Source organism: Pseudoalteromonas xiamenensis (genome assembly GCF_017638925.1).
GTDB classification, from domain to species: Bacteria; Pseudomonadota; Gammaproteobacteria; order Enterobacterales; family Alteromonadaceae; genus Pseudoalteromonas; species Pseudoalteromonas xiamenensis.
On the sequence record NZ_CP072133.1, the window covers coordinates 2,852,501 to 2,867,523 of the forward strand.

19 protein-coding genes and 2 rRNA genes (1 of these 21 cut by a window edge) are annotated in these 15,023 nt (G+C 43.5%); 14 read left to right on the forward strand and 7 right to left on the reverse strand.

Annotation, left to right across the window (positions count from 1 at the left end; all coding sequences use genetic code 11):
- Together J5O05_RS13670 and rrf are read left to right on the forward strand one after the other, a co-directional pair.
- Positions 1-1,129: ribosomal RNA gene (locus J5O05_RS13670) — 23S ribosomal RNA — on the forward strand (it extends 1,757 nt beyond the left edge of the window).
- A 131-nt stretch (positions 1,130-1,260) separates the two neighbouring features.
- Positions 1,261-1,375: ribosomal RNA gene (gene rrf, locus J5O05_RS13675) — 5S ribosomal RNA — on the forward strand.
- Between the two features lie 861 nt (positions 1,376-2,236).
- Here the strand turns inward: rrf and J5O05_RS13680 are convergent.
- The 7 genes from J5O05_RS13680 to ettA form a co-directional block, all read right to left on the reverse strand.
- Positions 2,237-3,217, reverse strand: a complete 981-nt coding sequence (locus J5O05_RS13680) for a glutathionylspermidine synthase family protein (RefSeq protein WP_341874692.1) — start codon at positions 3,215-3,217, stop codon at positions 2,237-2,239.
- Entirely contained in the window at positions 3,195-3,392 is a 198-nt protein-coding gene (locus tag J5O05_RS22745; RefSeq protein WP_341874693.1) for a glutathionylspermidine synthase family protein, read from the reverse strand. The genes J5O05_RS13680 and J5O05_RS22745 overlap by 23 nt, the downstream gene beginning before the upstream one ends.
- The gene (locus tag J5O05_RS22510; RefSeq protein ID WP_280117650.1) at positions 3,392-3,664 is read right to left on the reverse strand and encodes a DUF1190 domain-containing protein; all 273 of its coding nucleotides are present in this window, start codon (positions 3,662-3,664) and stop codon (positions 3,392-3,394) included. Before J5O05_RS22510 ends, J5O05_RS22745 begins: the two co-directional genes overlap by 1 nt.
- Positions 3,612-3,944: a DUF1190 domain-containing protein gene (locus J5O05_RS22515; RefSeq protein ID WP_280117697.1), complete on the reverse strand. Its 333-nt coding sequence runs from the start codon at positions 3,942-3,944 to the stop codon at positions 3,612-3,614. The genes J5O05_RS22510 and J5O05_RS22515 overlap by 53 nt, the downstream gene beginning before the upstream one ends.
- 43 nt (positions 3,945-3,987) lie before the next feature.
- Positions 3,988-4,314, reverse strand: coding sequence for a DUF350 domain-containing protein (locus tag J5O05_RS13690; RefSeq protein ID WP_244370002.1), 327 nt, complete (start codon positions 4,312-4,314; stop codon positions 3,988-3,990).
- Positions 4,315-4,587: 273 nt separating this feature from the next.
- Positions 4,588-4,953: a PilZ domain-containing protein gene (locus J5O05_RS13695; protein ID WP_208842550.1), complete on the reverse strand. Its 366-nt coding sequence runs from the start codon at positions 4,951-4,953 to the stop codon at positions 4,588-4,590.
- 106 nt (positions 4,954-5,059) lie between these two features.
- Entirely contained in the window at positions 5,060-6,733 is a 1,674-nt protein-coding gene (gene ettA / locus J5O05_RS13700; RefSeq protein WP_208842552.1) for an energy-dependent translational throttle protein EttA, read from the reverse strand.
- Between the two features lie 928 nt (positions 6,734-7,661).
- On the opposite strand from ettA, the gene J5O05_RS13705 reads away from it, so the two are divergent.
- The 12 genes from J5O05_RS13705 to J5O05_RS13765 all read left to right on the forward strand — a co-directional run bounded on the left by J5O05_RS13705 (position 7,662) and on the right by J5O05_RS13765 (position 15,021).
- Positions 7,662-7,937, forward strand: coding sequence for a helix-turn-helix domain-containing protein (locus J5O05_RS13705; protein ID WP_208844532.1), 276 nt, complete (start codon positions 7,662-7,664; stop codon positions 7,935-7,937).
- Complete coding sequence (locus tag J5O05_RS13710; RefSeq protein WP_208842553.1) at positions 7,912-8,268, forward strand: hypothetical protein; 357 nt, start codon at positions 7,912-7,914, stop codon at positions 8,266-8,268. Before J5O05_RS13705 ends, J5O05_RS13710 begins: the two co-directional genes overlap by 26 nt.
- A 19-nt stretch (positions 8,269-8,287) precedes the next feature.
- Positions 8,288-9,094 (forward strand): 3TM-type holin, encoded by an 807-nt coding sequence (locus J5O05_RS21950; protein WP_244370005.1) that lies wholly within the window; start codon positions 8,288-8,290, stop codon positions 9,092-9,094.
- The gene (locus J5O05_RS13725) at positions 9,091-9,339 is read left to right on the forward strand and encodes a hypothetical protein (RefSeq protein ID WP_208842557.1); all 249 of its coding nucleotides are present in this window, start codon (positions 9,091-9,093) and stop codon (positions 9,337-9,339) included. Before J5O05_RS21950 ends, J5O05_RS13725 begins: the two co-directional genes overlap by 4 nt.
- Before the next feature lie 31 nt (positions 9,340-9,370).
- On the forward strand, positions 9,371-10,054 hold the full coding sequence (locus J5O05_RS13730) for a baseplate assembly protein (protein ID WP_244369633.1): 684 nt from the start codon (positions 9,371-9,373) through the stop codon (positions 10,052-10,054).
- Positions 10,055-10,207: 153 nt separating this feature from the next.
- Entirely contained in the window at positions 10,208-11,104 is an 897-nt protein-coding gene (locus tag J5O05_RS13735) for a phage tail protein I (protein ID WP_208842558.1), read from the forward strand.
- 263 nt (positions 11,105-11,367) lie between these two features.
- On the forward strand, positions 11,368-11,913 hold the full coding sequence (locus J5O05_RS13740) for a phage tail-collar fiber domain-containing protein (protein ID WP_244369635.1): 546 nt from the start codon (positions 11,368-11,370) through the stop codon (positions 11,911-11,913).
- Positions 11,914-11,922: 9 nt separating this feature from the next.
- Positions 11,923-12,714, forward strand: a complete 792-nt coding sequence (locus tag J5O05_RS13745) for a phage tail protein (protein WP_208842560.1) — start codon at positions 11,923-11,925, stop codon at positions 12,712-12,714.
- A gap of 15 nt (positions 12,715-12,729) precedes the next feature.
- Positions 12,730-13,044 (forward strand): hypothetical protein, encoded by a 315-nt coding sequence (locus J5O05_RS13750; protein ID WP_208842562.1) that lies wholly within the window; start codon positions 12,730-12,732, stop codon positions 13,042-13,044.
- 180 nt (positions 13,045-13,224) lie between these two features.
- Positions 13,225-14,106: an MlaD family protein gene (locus J5O05_RS13755; protein WP_208842564.1), complete on the forward strand. Its 882-nt coding sequence runs from the start codon at positions 13,225-13,227 to the stop codon at positions 14,104-14,106.
- Between the two features lies 1 nt (position 14,107).
- Entirely contained in the window at positions 14,108-14,413 is a 306-nt protein-coding gene (locus tag J5O05_RS13760; RefSeq protein ID WP_208842566.1) for a hypothetical protein, read from the forward strand.
- A gap of 59 nt (positions 14,414-14,472) precedes the next feature.
- A complete protein-coding gene (locus J5O05_RS13765) occupies positions 14,473-15,021 on the forward strand; it encodes a hypothetical protein (protein ID WP_208844564.1) in 549 nt (182 codons plus the stop codon).
- The last annotated feature ends 2 nt before the right edge of the window (positions 15,022-15,023 follow it).

The window sequence follows — 15,023 nt, forward strand, 5'->3', positions numbered from 1 at the left end:
TTATTAAAAACACAGCACTGTGCAAAATCGTAAGATGACGTATACGGTGTGACGCCTGCCCGGTGCCGGAAGGTTAATTGATGGGGTTAGTCTTCGGACGAAGCTCTTGATCGAAGCCCCGGTAAACGGCGGCCGTAACTATAACGGTCCTAAGGTAGCGAAATTCCTTGTCGGGTAAGTTCCGACCTGCACGAATGGCGTAATCATGGCTACGCTGTCTCCACCCGAGACTCAGTGAAATTGAAATCGCAGTGAAGATGCTGTGTACCCGCGGCTAGACGGAAAGACCCCGTGAACCTTTACTATAGCTTGGCACTGAACATTGAACCTACATGTGTAGGATAGGTGGGAGGCTTTGAAGCAAGAACGCTAGTTCTTGTGGAGCCGTCCTTGAAATACCACCCTTGTATGTTTGATGTTCTAACGTTGGCCCCTAATCGGGGTTACGGACAGTGCCTGGTGGGTAGTTTGACTGGGGCGGTCTCCTCCCAAAGAGTAACGGAGGAGCACGAAGGTTTGCTAAGAGCGGTCGGACATCGCTCGGTTAGTGTAATGGTAGAAGCAAGCTTAACTGCGAGACAGACACGTCGAGCAGGTACGAAAGTAGGTCATAGTGATCCGGTGGTTCTGAATGGAAGGGCCATCGCTCAACGGATAAAAGGTACTCCGGGGATAACAGGCTGATACCGCCCAAGAGTTCATATCGACGGCGGTGTTTGGCACCTCGATGTCGGCTCATCACATCCTGGGGCTGAAGTCGGTCCCAAGGGTATGGCTGTTCGCCATTTAAAGTGGTACGCGAGCTGGGTTTAGAACGTCGTGAGACAGTTCGGTCCCTATCTGCCGTGGGCGTTTGAGAATTGAGAGGGGCTGCTCCTAGTACGAGAGGACCGGAGTGGACGAACCGCTGGTGTTCGGGTTGTCATGCCAATGGCATTGCCCGGTAGCTACGTTCGGAATCGATAACCGCTGAAAGCATCTAAGCGGGAAGCGAGCCTCGAGATGAGTTCTCACTTGGAGTTTAACTCCACTAAAGGGCCGTTGGAGACTACAACGTTGATAGGCAGGGTGTGGAAGCGCTGTGAGGCGTGAAGCTAACCTGTACTAATTACCCGTGAGGCTTAACCATACAACGCCAAAGTGGTTTAAGTTGTTAGAAGTTAAGTATTGACTAAAGTAGACAACGACGAAGTAAAAGACATTAATATCAGAATTCCAGATTTAGTTTACTTGCGGTAGCGAGTAGACGACCAGCTTATGCTTGGTGACAATAGCGTTGTGGACCCACCTGACCCCATGCCGAACTCAGAAGTGAAACGCAACAGCGCCGATGATAGTGTGGCAGCTGCCATGTGAAAGTAGGACATCGCCAGGCTCTTAATTAAAGAAAGCCCGATTCGAAAGAGTCGGGCTTTTTTGCATTTTGGCGTTAAATTGCATTACTGTTATACCAGACTGGGTAGTCAGCTCTATCCCTATGCCGAACTCAGAAGTGAAACACAACAGCTGGAAGGCCAGCCCCGGCCGATGATAGTGTGGCAGCAATCATGTGAAAGTAGGGTGACGAGGAACCGAAGATTGATAATCTTCGCAGTCCGAGGAACGCAAGCGAAGCGCAGCCGGACCATCGCCAGGCTCTAATTAAAGAAAGCCCGATTCGAAAGAGTCGGGCTTTTTTGCATTTTGGCGTTAAATTGCATTACTGTTATACCAGACTGGGTAGTCAGCTCTATCCCAATGCCGAACTCAGAAGTGAAACGCAACAGCTGGAAGGCCAGCCCCGGCCGATGATAGTGTGGCAGCAATCATGTGAAAGTAGGGTGACGAGGAACCGAAGATTGATAATCTTCGCAGTCCGAGGAACGCAAGCGAAGCGCAGCCGGACCATCGCCAGGCTCTAATTAAAGAAAGCCCGATCCGAAAGAGTCGGGCTTTTTTGCTTTATGTGTTTTTAAAAACTCAAACCAACTCAACAAACAACGCCCAACAAACCAAGTTCGGTGTTGGAATACGTCCCCGACTAGGCGTCCCCGACCATCGCCGGATTAGGCGCCCCCGACTCTTAATTAAAGAAAGCCCGATCCGAAAGCGTCGGGCTTTTTTGCTTTATGCGCTCCGAAACATATCCAAAACCCAAATTAATCTCATAGTTTTCGCAAAATCATAGATATGGTTTTTGTACATTGCCTAGTTGAAAAAATAAGCGGGGTAAGTCTATCCAGTAATCAGCACCTACTTAAGCAATAATGTGAGGGACGAATCTTGCGGTATCTTTTGTGATTGGCGAATTGTCTTCTCGGATTGTTAACCCGCATGCTTCATGTGCAACCATCCACACGCCAAGCAATGTTGAATTGTTATTAAATTGAGGAAGAGGTGCTAACGCTTGGGTAATGTATCCTTCTTTACCGTAGCTGCCACTTTGATGAATTCGGCCTTTGCTTGGATGAAACCAAGTAATATTACTACCTTCACGACCAAAAAGCGGCTTACTAACAAAGCCCTCTTCAAGTCCACCTTTTTCTTCACCTGAAAAATACGCAGGGAGGAGGTTAGGGTGATTTGGATGAAGCTGCCACAGGAGTGGAAGAATAGCTTTGTTTGAGAGTATAGCTTTCCATGGAGGCTCTATAAACGTTGTTTTAGTTGTGGTTAGGTGACAAGAAAATTCGTCTTCGAATAACTGTTCCCATGGATAGAGCTTAAAAAGTAACTCAATCTGATTATCGTCCAAATCGGTTAATTGTCCGCTATCATCAATTCCAATACTTTCAATAGGAAGAAGAATTGTTGAATAGCCAGCTTGGAATGCACAATCCTGAAGGTACATTGCCGTACCTTTGTCTTCAATCGAGTCACGGCAATAAGCCAAATGGAGTGTGTTATTTTTCTTAAAATTTGCAAAACGTCTAATGAGTCGTTCTTGGATACTGTTGAATTGATCGGCTGATCTTGGTAATACGCCTCTATCTACTTGTTGTTCTAACCATTGCCATTGAAAAAAGGAAGCTTCATAGAGTGAAGTGGGTGTGTCAGCATTGTACTCTAGGAGCTTTGCCGGCGAGTTTCCGTTATAACTAAAGTCAAAGCGGCCATATAGGCTTAACTCATTGTTGTGCCAGCTATCCGCAATCCACTGCCACGATGATTCAGGAATACAAAACTTTTTCAGCCAGTAGTCATCTTTTACAATCCTATCTACTAGGTCTAAACACATTTGTTCGAGTCTCGTTACTTGGGTCTTCCAAGTGTGTTTCTACCTGCTTCAAGGAAAGTTGATAGTAAGCGGTTTCATCCCAGTAGACATCATTATCTATGCGGTAAAAGTCGAACCCATAAAATTCAGCTTGGTCTTTTAAGTCTTGTCGTTCATTGCATGGAACGCGAAACACTAACCACCCCAGCTGCTTCTTGACGAGGCGCTCCGTCCAAATCCCCCTCGTTTTGTGGTGACGCGTTTGGCTGCAACAGGTTCACTTGTTGTTGACTTCTTCACCATGACAGTACCGCGATTACTTACACTGGATACAAAACTATTGTTGGCATTTCTAAAACTAAAATAATCATCTCTCGAACGATAAAGAGGACGAGATTTACCAAAATAAGCCCCGTTATAAAAAAGCTTGTTTACGTTTTTTCTTTTTATAGTAATCAAGACCCTCATCAACGGCTTGAGCCACTGCTGCAAGCATAAAACCAGCCATGATCGGCTGCCAAATCGATCCCTTATTTTCACATTGGTTAAAGCCAAAATCATTTTCACACAACTGTGCTGAATTATATTTAGGGCTTTCGATTTCATGATTAGCTAGCGCTTCTTGGTATTGAGATACACAGGCGGATTCTTCAACACCAAATGATGTGCAATCATCAACGTTATTGAAGATAAGGGCCTTTTCCTCTGGATCTATACACCCACTAAGTTGGGAAAATGCGCCTAACATAAGGGTTAGCTTTACTGATTTGCTCCTTTTCATGTCGTTTATCTCAATATGTCATGCATGCCGCGTTTAGAATACCCGATGCGAGTGATGCCGCACCTAAAAAGGCACCAGCGCTAATCTGATTTTGTTCAATTTTGTTTGAGAGTGTCGGCATATAAAAACGAACAGAAAAGAAGGCAATGAGTTGAATAATGCCTGCAACCACAGCCCAGATAATATAGTCCACAAGAGAAACCGCATTAACCGCCGCACTTGAAATCGGTAAGACGAAGCCAATTAATGCTCCTGCAAAACCTAAAGAAGCAGCGGTGTTATTCGACTTCATCAACGTCCACTCACAATGTGGAGTTATCTTGGTGTAGATGAACAAAAATGAAAAAGTAAGTAGGTAACCGAGTTCCAAAATAGAGTGCAAATGGCAGTAAACCTTGTAATGAGTCTAAGACATTCATGTTCATTCCTTTATAAAAAAACGCTTGGATTTGTTATTGTATACATCAAAGATGCTTGTTTCCAAAATATTAAGAATACCAATGGACATTACGATAGAACGTTAAGAGGGTATTTTAGCGTTTTAATGCGATTCTTGTACTCAAGCAAGAAAATAAAGTCGCTATGCTACAATAACAGGCAGTATAAGGGATCATTCTTCGGATGTTGCGAGTTGTTCTAACTCGCGATACAAAATATCGTCATCACCCAAATTCAATTCAATTAAACGTTTTAGGTGCGTGACACTTTCTAAGTCGATTTGCGTGCAATGTAAACCTAAATAGAGGGCTTCAATATGTCGAACTTCAACTTGCATTGAAATGGCGACGTCACTATCTCCAAGTTTGAACAACAAACTTGCTGGTTCATCCTTCATAGGAATGTAACCATTGGGTAAGGAAACGAGTGCACCATTTAAAGACAAGTCAAAAAGCTTACATTGATAATCCCCTCCGGCAGTCATAAGCTTGGCAGGATTTGAAAACATGACTCGTGTAAAACGTCTACGCTCTTCCATAATCTATTCCTAAGTTTACCTTCCCTAAGAATAGTTGCTTTTGAGTAAGAATTGCAAACTAAGAATAGAAAAAAGCCCTGTTGAACAGGGCTTTTTAAGGTATTGATTAACCGATTTTTTTATACTTGATGCGCTTTGGCTCTGCAGCACTCGCACCGTAAGTTTTTTTCAACCATTCTTCGTATTCAGTATAGTTTCCGTCGAAGAAATTGATTTGACCTTCATCACGGTAGTCAAGAATGTGCGTTGCAATGCGGTCAAGGAACCAACGGTCATGCGAGATACACATTACGCAACCAGGGAATTCCAAAATCGCGTTCTCAAGCGCACGCAAAGTTTCTACGTCTAGGTCGTTGGTTGGTTCGTCCAGTAGTAGTACGTTACCGCCCGCTTTAAGAAGTTTGGCTAGATGTAAACGATTGCGCTCACCACCTGATAGCTCTTTAACGAACTTTTGTTGATCTGTGCCCTTGAAGTTAAAGCGGCCGATGTAAGCTCGGCTTGGAATTTCAAAGTTACCAATTTTTAGAATGTCTAGACCATCAGAGATTTCTTGGAATACTGTCACATTGTCGTTCATGCTATCGCGGAACTGTTCGACGGTTGCAAGTTGCACTGTATCACCGATATCAATCGTACCACTGTCTGGTGTCTCTTGACCGCTCAACATACGGAACAACGTTGATTTACCCGCGCCGTTGGCACCGATAATACCGACGATGGCACCTTTTGGAACGTTAAAGTTAAGATTGTCGATTAATACGCGGTCACCAAAGCTCTTCTTCAGGTTAGATACTTCGATGACTTTGTCACCTAGGCGAGGGCCAGGTGGAATGAATAGCTCGTTTGTTTCATTACGCTTTTGGTAATCAGTTGCTTGTAACTCAGAGAACTGAGCCATACGTGCTTTCGACTTAGCCTGACGACCTTTTGGATTTGAGCGAACCCACTCAAGTTCCTGAGCAATCGACTTCTGGCGTGCTTTTTCTGTTTTCTCTTCTTGCTTCAAACGAGCGTCTTTTTGCTCAAGCCATGAAGAGTAGTTGCCTTCCCATGGAATACCGTGGCCACGGTCAAGCTCAAGGATCCAACCTGCAACGTTATCTAAGAAGTAACGGTCGTGCGTAATCGCCACAACAGTGCCTTCATAATCGTGTAGGAAGCGCTCTAACCATGCAACTGATTCTGCGTCTAAGTGGTTTGTCGGTTCGTCAAGAAGTAGCATATCTGGTTTTTCAAGTAACAAACGACAGATAGCCACACGACGGCGCTCACCACCCGATAGCACTTTGATAGGCGTATCCCACTCTGGTAGACGAAGTGCATCGGCAGCACGCTCTAATACGTTATCGATGTTGTGACCATCGTGAGCTTGAATAATCGCTTCAAGTTGACCTTGTTCTTTCGCTAGTGCGTCAAAATCGGCATCTTCCATCGCGTATTCTGCATAGACTTCGTCTAGACGACGTAGCGCATTTTTCACTTCACTTACCGCTTCTTCAACGATTTCACGAACCGTTTTGTTTTCGTCTAGCTTAGGTTCTTGTGGTAAGTAACCGATTTTGGTGTCTGGAAATGCACGAGCTTCACCTTCAAACTCCTGATCCACACCCGCCATAATACGAAGCAAAGTTGATTTACCCGCACCGTTTAGGCCAAGCACACCAATTTTAGCGCCTGGGAAAAATGAAAGAGAGATATCTTTTAAAATAGTACGTTTAGGAGGTACTACTTTACTTACACGATGCATCGTATAAATAAACTTATCCGGTAATGGCATGTCCAAACCTTATAAAAATAGTCAATAAAATTGCTAATATTGTAGTGACATACAAGGTGGCATTCAATGTCACACTCAATTTAAAAGAGCTAAAAATTATGTTGCTTACTAAATAGAGGATTTAGCAAAATTTTTATTAAGTGCAGACCAAATTCAGCTCGGCATAAAAATAAGTGCAACCCCTGAGAACGACAGTAATCCACCTAATATCATCCTGCGAGCCAAACGATTTCACTTACAATAGGCTAACAAAATCCCTACCGAATATATCCCGTCTAATAAACCAGTGAGCATAGCCCTCCGCATACAGTATCCAACGCAATGCACCGCTGGTTATCTGAGGCACAATGCCAACGGCTCGAAATGTAACTGACTAAGAAAAGGTTGCACCCTTTGGTATTACCCTAGGCTAACCGTCAGAATCGCGCGCAAATGAATGACCTCAAGTGTTGTCAATGTAATAGCAAAATGGCGTAGCGAGAAAGATTTGTTAAAAAAGCACGCAGTTTATAAGTAAAGCAAAAATAGATTTGATTTAACATTTGTGATTTTGTTGTGTGTTTTTTGATCCAATTAGGGTGGATAATGAACCTGTACTTAAAGTCTAGGAAAATAGGTCATTATTGACCTGTTTCCAAATCAGAAAATGACTACTATATCGCTATGATAACGAATAGCTATCAGAGTAATTGTTCACAAAAGTTGCATGGACGTATCCTTTGTGTTTCTTTTCGAGCTGATAGACCATTACGTACACTGACTATTTTAGATTCACAAATATAACGAATTGTACAAAATTGAAGCGAAATCAGTTGGAAATATAGTTTCTTCCTCTTCAAGTCTACTTTAATCCCAAAAAATGAACGATTTCATTCGACGATGTGCAACTTGTTGTAATGAAGATATTGTACTGATCAAAGGAATAATGATGGAGCAGTCACATCTCATTTCACGGCAAATTTTCGAGCCAAAAAAAACCCCTATGGGATCCGAAATATTGCGTTATGCAAGACAATTGCGAGGTTTGACGCAAGCAGAATCAGCCGCCCACTACGGTATTGAAGAACGAACACTAAGGCGCTGGGAAAATAGAGAGTACAGCCCAAAGTGGAATGATGTTATCGGGCTTGTAGAAGATGTCTATGCACTCAATATTTTAGAACTAATAGGGAAAATTCATGCAAACAACTTTGACAACAATTAAAGAAATTCGTCACTCATTAAAGCGCTGGGGGACGTTTTGGAAACTGAGGGAATGTGGGAAAGGGTTTAACAAACAAAATATGTCCTTTGTTCAATCCCCCAAGCAATCTAGCCACAATGCCAGCGATTCAATTTATGAACCTGAGTTTATTGCGACTATCACAGCTCAAATCCAACGTTTAGAACCTAAGTGTATACAAGCATTACGCGCGAAATATGTCGCGGCATTACCTTATGCGCTTGCCATAAACCAGTATGGATTTGAAAACAAGAAAAGTGCTGATTACTGGCTGCACAAGGCGGAAAGGACCCTTATGACACAACTAAGCTAGGAGAAGTAACTTGTCACTAATGAACATAGTTGAGCAATTAAAGAAACATGAAGGATATCGGCGATATCCGTATTACTGTACTGAAGGGAGGTTAACCATTGGCTTTGGCCGAAACTTAGATGATGCCGGAGTCGATGAATTTGAGGCGGAACAGCTATTAGCCAATGACATTGAAAATGCGCGGGCGGCGGTGCGCAGGCGCATCAGCCTGCAACATTGCAACGAACCACAGCAAGCTGTTTTAGTAAATATGGCGTTTAATCTTGGTATTACTGGATTACTCGGATTCAAAAAGATGATCCAAGCCGTTGAGTCTGGAGATTTCCAGCAAGCGGCGCTTGAAATGTTAAACAGTCGATGGGCAAATCAAGTGCCAGTTCGAGTCTCAAGAATTGGCGAAACAAATGCTGTCTGGGGAATGGCAATCATGAGTCTGCTGGGGGATTTTTTCTCAGCGCAAACGGTTGCGCCTATCGAGGCGGTTGGCAAAATTTTGGATGAGCTTTTTACAAGCGATGAAGAAATGCTACAACAAGAAACCTTGAAAGCGCGCATGGTCGCTAAACAAGCGCAAATTCAAGCCGAGATTAATAAGGTGCAAGCCGCTCATCGGAGTGTGTTTGTAGCTGGCGCAAGACCTTTCTTAATGTGGGTTTGTGGCTTCGGCTTCTTGTTTGCTTTCGTGATTAATCCAATTTTGCAGTGGTTGTGGCCGGAACATGGTACGCCGGTGTTGCCTCTGGATGTCATGATGGAATTAACGTTGGGTATGTTAGGACTTGCGGGCTTACGTACCGTGGAAAAAATCAAAGGAGTTTCTAAGTGACTCAGCCAGATCAGTGGCAAATGAAAAAGGAACTCAATTTAGCCCATGTATTAACCACACTTGCGTTGCTCGTGTCAGGGATTTTATACATCAACGACCTTGATAAGCGCATTATTACGAATACTCAAGAGTTGAATCATATCAAGCAAATTCGCAATGAAGATCAGAAACGGATTGAAAAACGGCTTGATTCAATAGAGAAAAAACTTGATGCCTTGTTGAGCGTAAATCGCCCCCTTTCTTGACTTCGCTTTACCTTCTTATAAGGAGATAATTTTGAACAATGCTATTGAATTGGCAGGGTTGGCTGCGCCTGACATTATTGAACCGCTGAACTATCAGCAAATTTACGAACAGATGCAGCAAACTTTACAAACTGAAATACCAGATTTCACGTCGCTGCCATCCGATCCAGTCAATAGACTGCTCGAGTTAACGGCGTATCGTGAACTCTTGCTTCGTCAACGCGTAAATGATGCAGCTCGGTCTGTTATGTTGGCATTTGCTCAAGGTAAAGACCTCGATCATTTAGGCGCGTTATTTGGTGTGGCACGTAAAAGCGAAGAGGGTGACGAGAGATATCGAGAGCGTATACCTTTGTCGTTAGAGAGTTACAGTATGGCTGGGACGATGGGGGCTTATCAATATCAAACACTAAGTGCATCGAAACAGGTGAAAGATGTTTTTGTCGACTCCACCAAACCCGGTATTGTGGATGTTCATGTGCTTGCTGAACAGGATTCAAACGGCCCTGCCGTAAAAGGGGTGGTTGAAGCGCACCTCAATGATGAAGATATACGTCCACTGACGGATAAAGTCATTGTTCATCTTGTTGAGCCGACTCGTTACAGCATTGAGGCGCGAATATTTTTCAATGTTGGGGTGAGCACAGAGTCCCGTAAAGCTCGCAATACACAAAGCATTGGACACCTTTATTCGCGAGCACTTTCGTTTGGGTAAAGAGCTGCCGTATTCCGGGATCATTGATGCACTACATCAACCAGGAGTAAGGAAGGTAACGTTAATTTCACCGACTAAGGATTTCCAGGCACAGAGCACACAAGCTTATTTGTGCGGACAACCAATATTGAGTTATCCAGAGGAATAGTGCAAATGACGGACCATACCAAACTCTTACCCAGTAACTACACGATGTTAGAACATCAATTTATTGAGGCAATTGATACCTTACCTGAACGTCTATCTGTTACTCCGACTATTCCAGAACACATTGGTAAACAGTGGGATCCTGAAACTTGCCCAGAAACACTGCTGCCTTGGCTCGCGTGGTCACTGTCTGTCGATGATTGGGATGAGAAATGGCCAATTGCGACCAAACGTGCGCTTATTGCACGTTCGGTTGAAATTCACAAACATAAAGGCACAGTCGGTGCGGTAAAGCGCGCGTTGTCGTCTTTAGGGGTCAAAGTTGAGTTTTTCGAGTGGTTTCAAGACGTCGGAGAATTGGCATTAGCGCCACATCATTCAGGTGAACCCAATACCTTCACGTTTATTGCCTGGGCGAATGACGTACCTTTTACCAGTGAAGCGGTGGTATTGAGTCAATCGGTTTACGACGCGATTTTTCGTGTAACGAATCAAACCAAGCCACAGCGTGCACATTTTAAATTCCTAGTCGGTGCTAAACTTGATTTAGGTGTGCAAATGGCCTCGACGTCAAGCGGGATGCAAGTAGGTCGATTAACTTACCAAACGCAACCAGTTAATGCTGCGGCAAGTGAAATGACCATCGGTGTTAGTGTCGTCGATAGTCAGCGTATGGCGGTTAAACGACAGTACGGGCAAACCCAAGCAGTAAACAGCTACAGCCGTTCTGACGTTGGGCTTGCTGTCGTTTTCCATAATCGACGTCAACAGGTCGGTCGCTACTATTTCAGTAATGACCAAAAGTTGCCTAGCGGCTGTTACTACTGGGATGCAAATCCCGCATTAGCAATACATCTATCGAACCGACGTTTCTCCGTTGGTCGTTTTTATCTTCATACCTGACCTTAGCGTAGCTCTACGCTGAGATAACTGTCTTTTCACTGCCAACGGGATATTACAACGCCCGCGCCAAAGCGCAGCCTGATCTTACGCGTTTCGCTAATTCCCTGTTGCTGAAGAGATCCATTAAAAACCAAAAACTCATTACTCTATAGCAATAAACCTTTGGTGTGGCGTAATTGAATATGCACATTTGTGACAATAGGTTAATGCGTTAGGCGAGATGATTTGTTTTGGTTAAATCATAACTTAAGGAGAATTGTGCGGTGAGCACCATCTTAAGGCCGACCATTACGATGGCGGGATTGGAAGCTGTGTTTAATGCACAGAAAAACGGTTTCCAAGCCAAAATTAGTAAAGTAGGGCTTGGTACTGGCAACTACACGCCAGATCAAAGTCGTACACGCTTAGAAAAAGAAGTTCATAAAGTGTTGGTCGCGAGCGGCCAAGACAAAGGCAATGCTCAAATTCATATGAGTGTGATTGACGACACTAATCACAATTTCTGGGTAAACGAAGTTGGCTTTTTTATCGAGAAAGAAGAAAACGGTAAAAAGGTCGATGTGCTTTTTGCTGTGTATTCACATCCAGATAAGCCTATTGCGTACAAGTCAGCGGAAGTCGATTTGCTTTTAGCGTTTGACTTGGTATTGACGGGCGTTCCCGCTGATGCAATCACCATTGTAGATAGTGGTGTTGATTTAAATATTCTCATTGCACCTGAGCTTGCCAAAGTCGGTGCAGCGCAAATTAGCAATATGTATCGTCATTTAAAACAGAAATTTGAACTGATGGATAAAGGGATATTGTAGGAGTAACGCATGGCATTAGAACAAGATATTGGGGCACTGATTGCCTCGACCAATCAATTGACTGCGGTCGTTGATAACAAAGCGCAAGCTTTAGATAAACAAATGGCGGCACTTGATGCTCGCGTAGCAAAGAAAGAACAGGACGTAGATAAATTTCTGCAAGAAGCACTGCCTGAAACTCGCTATGTACAAGATATTTTTATAGGCGGCTCAAAAGACTATTTGTATCCGGTTTGGTGGACATTTCCTGCAAATGCTCATGGTGTTGGCAAGCTTACCGTCTCTCGTGAATATCATTGGAACGGCGGTGTTGGGGAACGACCGCTGAATACCTCTTCGGTACATCAAGCTGCTTTATTGCTTGAGTTAGAGGGAAATGCTTGCCAATGGTCTGGAGATGCTAACTTTATGAACATCAAGCGTTTTAGTGAGCGTTATACGAACACGGCAAGCCATGTTCATTTTATGATGCAATGTAAAGCTGAAAAAGTTGACCCTAATAGAGATTTATATGGTGGCGGGGCAGATGGCTCAGTCGGTCCTTGGTCTTATATTTCTAGTGGTCTTTATTTAAGGGGTGGCGGCTTAAAATATCGCATCACCAAAAACTGGAAAGGCGACGTTAATTATTTTGATGGCAGCTCGATGGAGCGGAAATCAATTTATGAGTATAACGTTCCTAATGCTACTTCAACAGTGCGTTGGTTCGTTGAACCTATTCCATTTACAGAACGTAAAGCGCCTATTGCAAACACCATCCCTTATGTAAATCACCCTTATACGCCACCTGCAACGGCTTAATCATTAAGGAATATTATGCTAATTGAAAAACTAAAAGTAGGTCAAAGTGAATTGATTAACGTGCCAGCGGATGAGAAAACTTTACTTGATTTAGGAGTCTCAAAGATGGATATCGTCGCGCTGATTGCCGATGCAAAAAAAGCACAGTTCACCACACAGTGTCAAAGTGCGAGAAGCTATGCCTACCACACCAGCTCAGATGGGTTGGCGTTTGATTACCTCGCAGCCGCCGCTGAGTTTGGCGAAAGCAGTGAACAGGCATCACACGCTAAACAAGCTTGGCTGCAAGCACGTCATAGCATAAAAGCGCTTTACCCAAAACCAGAGTAATTTAAGTAACCCGGACCAAACTTTATTTCTGTTAAACGAATATATCCTCTCGTAAAGAAATAAAGGAGTAGCCTGAGTTTTACTCTCATCGCAACAAAGCCCACCAAATGGTGGGTTTTTTGTTGTCTACAACACACAAACTCAACGCAGTATCTGAGTTTTTTATATATGGAGAAAATCATGGCATTAGAACAAGATATTGCCGATTTAATTAAGTCAGCGGATCGCCTGACCGATACCGTTGATCATAAAATTCAAAGTATTCAAGCTGAACTCAACGCCAAAAAAGCGGAAATTGACAGTCGCTTGACAGCAAAAGAGCAAGCTGTTGAGAGCAAGATTGCGCAGTTTCAAAAAGCACTTCCACTCGCACCAAACACCTTGTCGGATACAAAGCATTTTGCGCAGATTTGTAAAGACGTAGAGCCGGGAACCGCTGTTGACGTGCTAAAAGCACATGCGGCACCTTGGTCAACCTTTTTTTGGGGTGGTTCAGGAGGTACAGCAACAGTCACTAAATTGAATCTGTCACAGCTTGAAGAGTTTGGACTCGCACCAAACGCGGAATTCCTGCGCCGTGGCATTGGCAGCAAAGGTGCTGTTGGGGAACTTTTCTATGGAAGTAACTACAACGTTTTAGTCTTTGATGTCGAAATAAACCAACCAAGTAAACAAAATGCGAATGAAGGTTTGCTGTTTGTTCTAAACCAAGGATGTCATACGTTCGTGGGTTGGGACAGAGGTGAATTCCTCACGCAAGCAAGTTGTTGGGTGAACGTGCTTGAACACTCAGGCTCCATTACATTTTACCCTTCACAAAATCGTTCAGCTGCTATTGCGGTTGGTGGTGGAGACGAAAAGTTAGGCTGGCAATATAAACACTCTGCTCGTGGTGGCTGGGGAGGTTGTCATCAACCATTGTTCAGAGGCTTGGGTAAAATGAAAGTGGCCATTTGCTTACCTTATGTAGGTACAGGTGATCACGGTAACAATATGATCTGGGCAGATAGTATCGGCCATCCATATTCTCACGTTGGACCAACAATTCAAGGAGTGAACTAACATGGCTGTATTAAAACAACTTTCGACAGGCCAAATCTTTGCTGGTGGAATTACAAATCATGCTCATGGTCTACACATCGCAAAAGAAGCAGGAGTTGAGGCTGACGATTTTGCGGTTGTGTTCGACGCGGGCGAGGTAACTCAATTGCGCCGTAGCGACTATAGCGCACAGAGTGATTACCTATTCTTTGATTATATGGCTGCCGTAACCGAATTCGGTGATAGTTCCAACGAAGCAAATTCAGCCAAACAAGCTTGGCTTGATGCTCGCTTGCACATCAAAAATACCTATCCAAAACCAGAATAATAAAAACACTTTGACTCAGGCCTGATATTTCAGGCCTTTTTTATATATGGAGAAAAATAATGGCACTAGAACAAGATATTGCCAATTTAATCGATGCATCAAATAACCTAACGACGATTGTCGATAATAAAATTCAAAGTATTGATGCGCGTGTTATTAAGCAGGCTCAAGAAGTCGAAGAAGCAATGAAAAGGCTTCAAACTATAGGTACTGGTGGAGTAGGTACTAGAGCGATTGGTGTATGTAACTACTTCACCGCTCAACACGGTAGTGCATTTATCCATCTAAAATTACCGTTGAAGCTCAGTTTACATAACGAGATGTTTCGTTTGGATGTTACAGGATACGCATACGGAGAAGCTAAACCTGTTGATTCGGTTTTTGTAGGCTATTGTTACAAAAATGGCAATAAGCTTGTCAATACAAATTGTAGTGGGTCCCATTCTCCTCACATTTACCGTGGAAGTGACGATCATGTGTATTGTCGATTAACTTTTCCAACTCAATATTTTCTAACACTGAGTGTTGATACGATTAGAGTAGGGAACGGCCGTCTACTAAAACACGGTGAAATCGAACTGATTAATTCGCAACTAGAGCTACTATAAGG

Coding starts and splice junctions, on each gene's coding strand:
- J5O05_RS22510 (WP_280117650.1), bottom strand. CDS start 3,664: ATGAGGGTCTTGATTACTATAAAAAGAAAAAACGTAAACAAGCTTTTT.
- ettA (WP_208842552.1), bottom strand. CDS start 6,733: ATGCCATTACCGGATAAGTTTATTTATACGATGCATCGTGTAAGTAAA.
- J5O05_RS13760 (WP_208842566.1), top strand. CDS start 14,108: ATGGCTGTATTAAAACAACTTTCGACAGGCCAAATCTTTGCTGGTGGA.
- J5O05_RS13750 (WP_208842562.1), top strand. CDS start 12,730: ATGCTAATTGAAAAACTAAAAGTAGGTCAAAGTGAATTGATTAACGTG.
- J5O05_RS13745 (WP_208842560.1), top strand. CDS start 11,923: ATGGCATTAGAACAAGATATTGGGGCACTGATTGCCTCGACCAATCAA.
- J5O05_RS21950 (WP_244370005.1), top strand. CDS start 8,288: ATGAACATAGTTGAGCAATTAAAGAAACATGAAGGATATCGGCGATAT.
- J5O05_RS13710 (WP_208842553.1), top strand. CDS start 7,912: ATGCAAACAACTTTGACAACAATTAAAGAAATTCGTCACTCATTAAAG.
- J5O05_RS13705 (WP_208844532.1), top strand. CDS start 7,662: ATGGAGCAGTCACATCTCATTTCACGGCAAATTTTCGAGCCAAAAAAA.
- J5O05_RS13680 (WP_341874692.1), bottom strand. CDS start 3,217: ATGTGTTTAGACCTAGTAGATAGGATTGTAAAAGATGACTACTGGCTG.
- J5O05_RS13735 (WP_208842558.1), top strand. CDS start 10,208: ATGACGGACCATACCAAACTCTTACCCAGTAACTACACGATGTTAGAA.
- J5O05_RS22515 (WP_280117697.1), bottom strand. CDS start 3,944: ATGTTAGGCGCATTTTCCCAACTTAGTGGGTGTATAGATCCAGAGGAA.
- J5O05_RS13755 (WP_208842564.1), top strand. CDS start 13,225: ATGGCATTAGAACAAGATATTGCCGATTTAATTAAGTCAGCGGATCGC.
- J5O05_RS13695 (WP_208842550.1), bottom strand. CDS start 4,953: ATGGAAGAGCGTAGACGTTTTACACGAGTCATGTTTTCAAATCCTGCC.
- J5O05_RS13765 (WP_208844564.1), top strand. CDS start 14,473: ATGGCACTAGAACAAGATATTGCCAATTTAATCGATGCATCAAATAAC.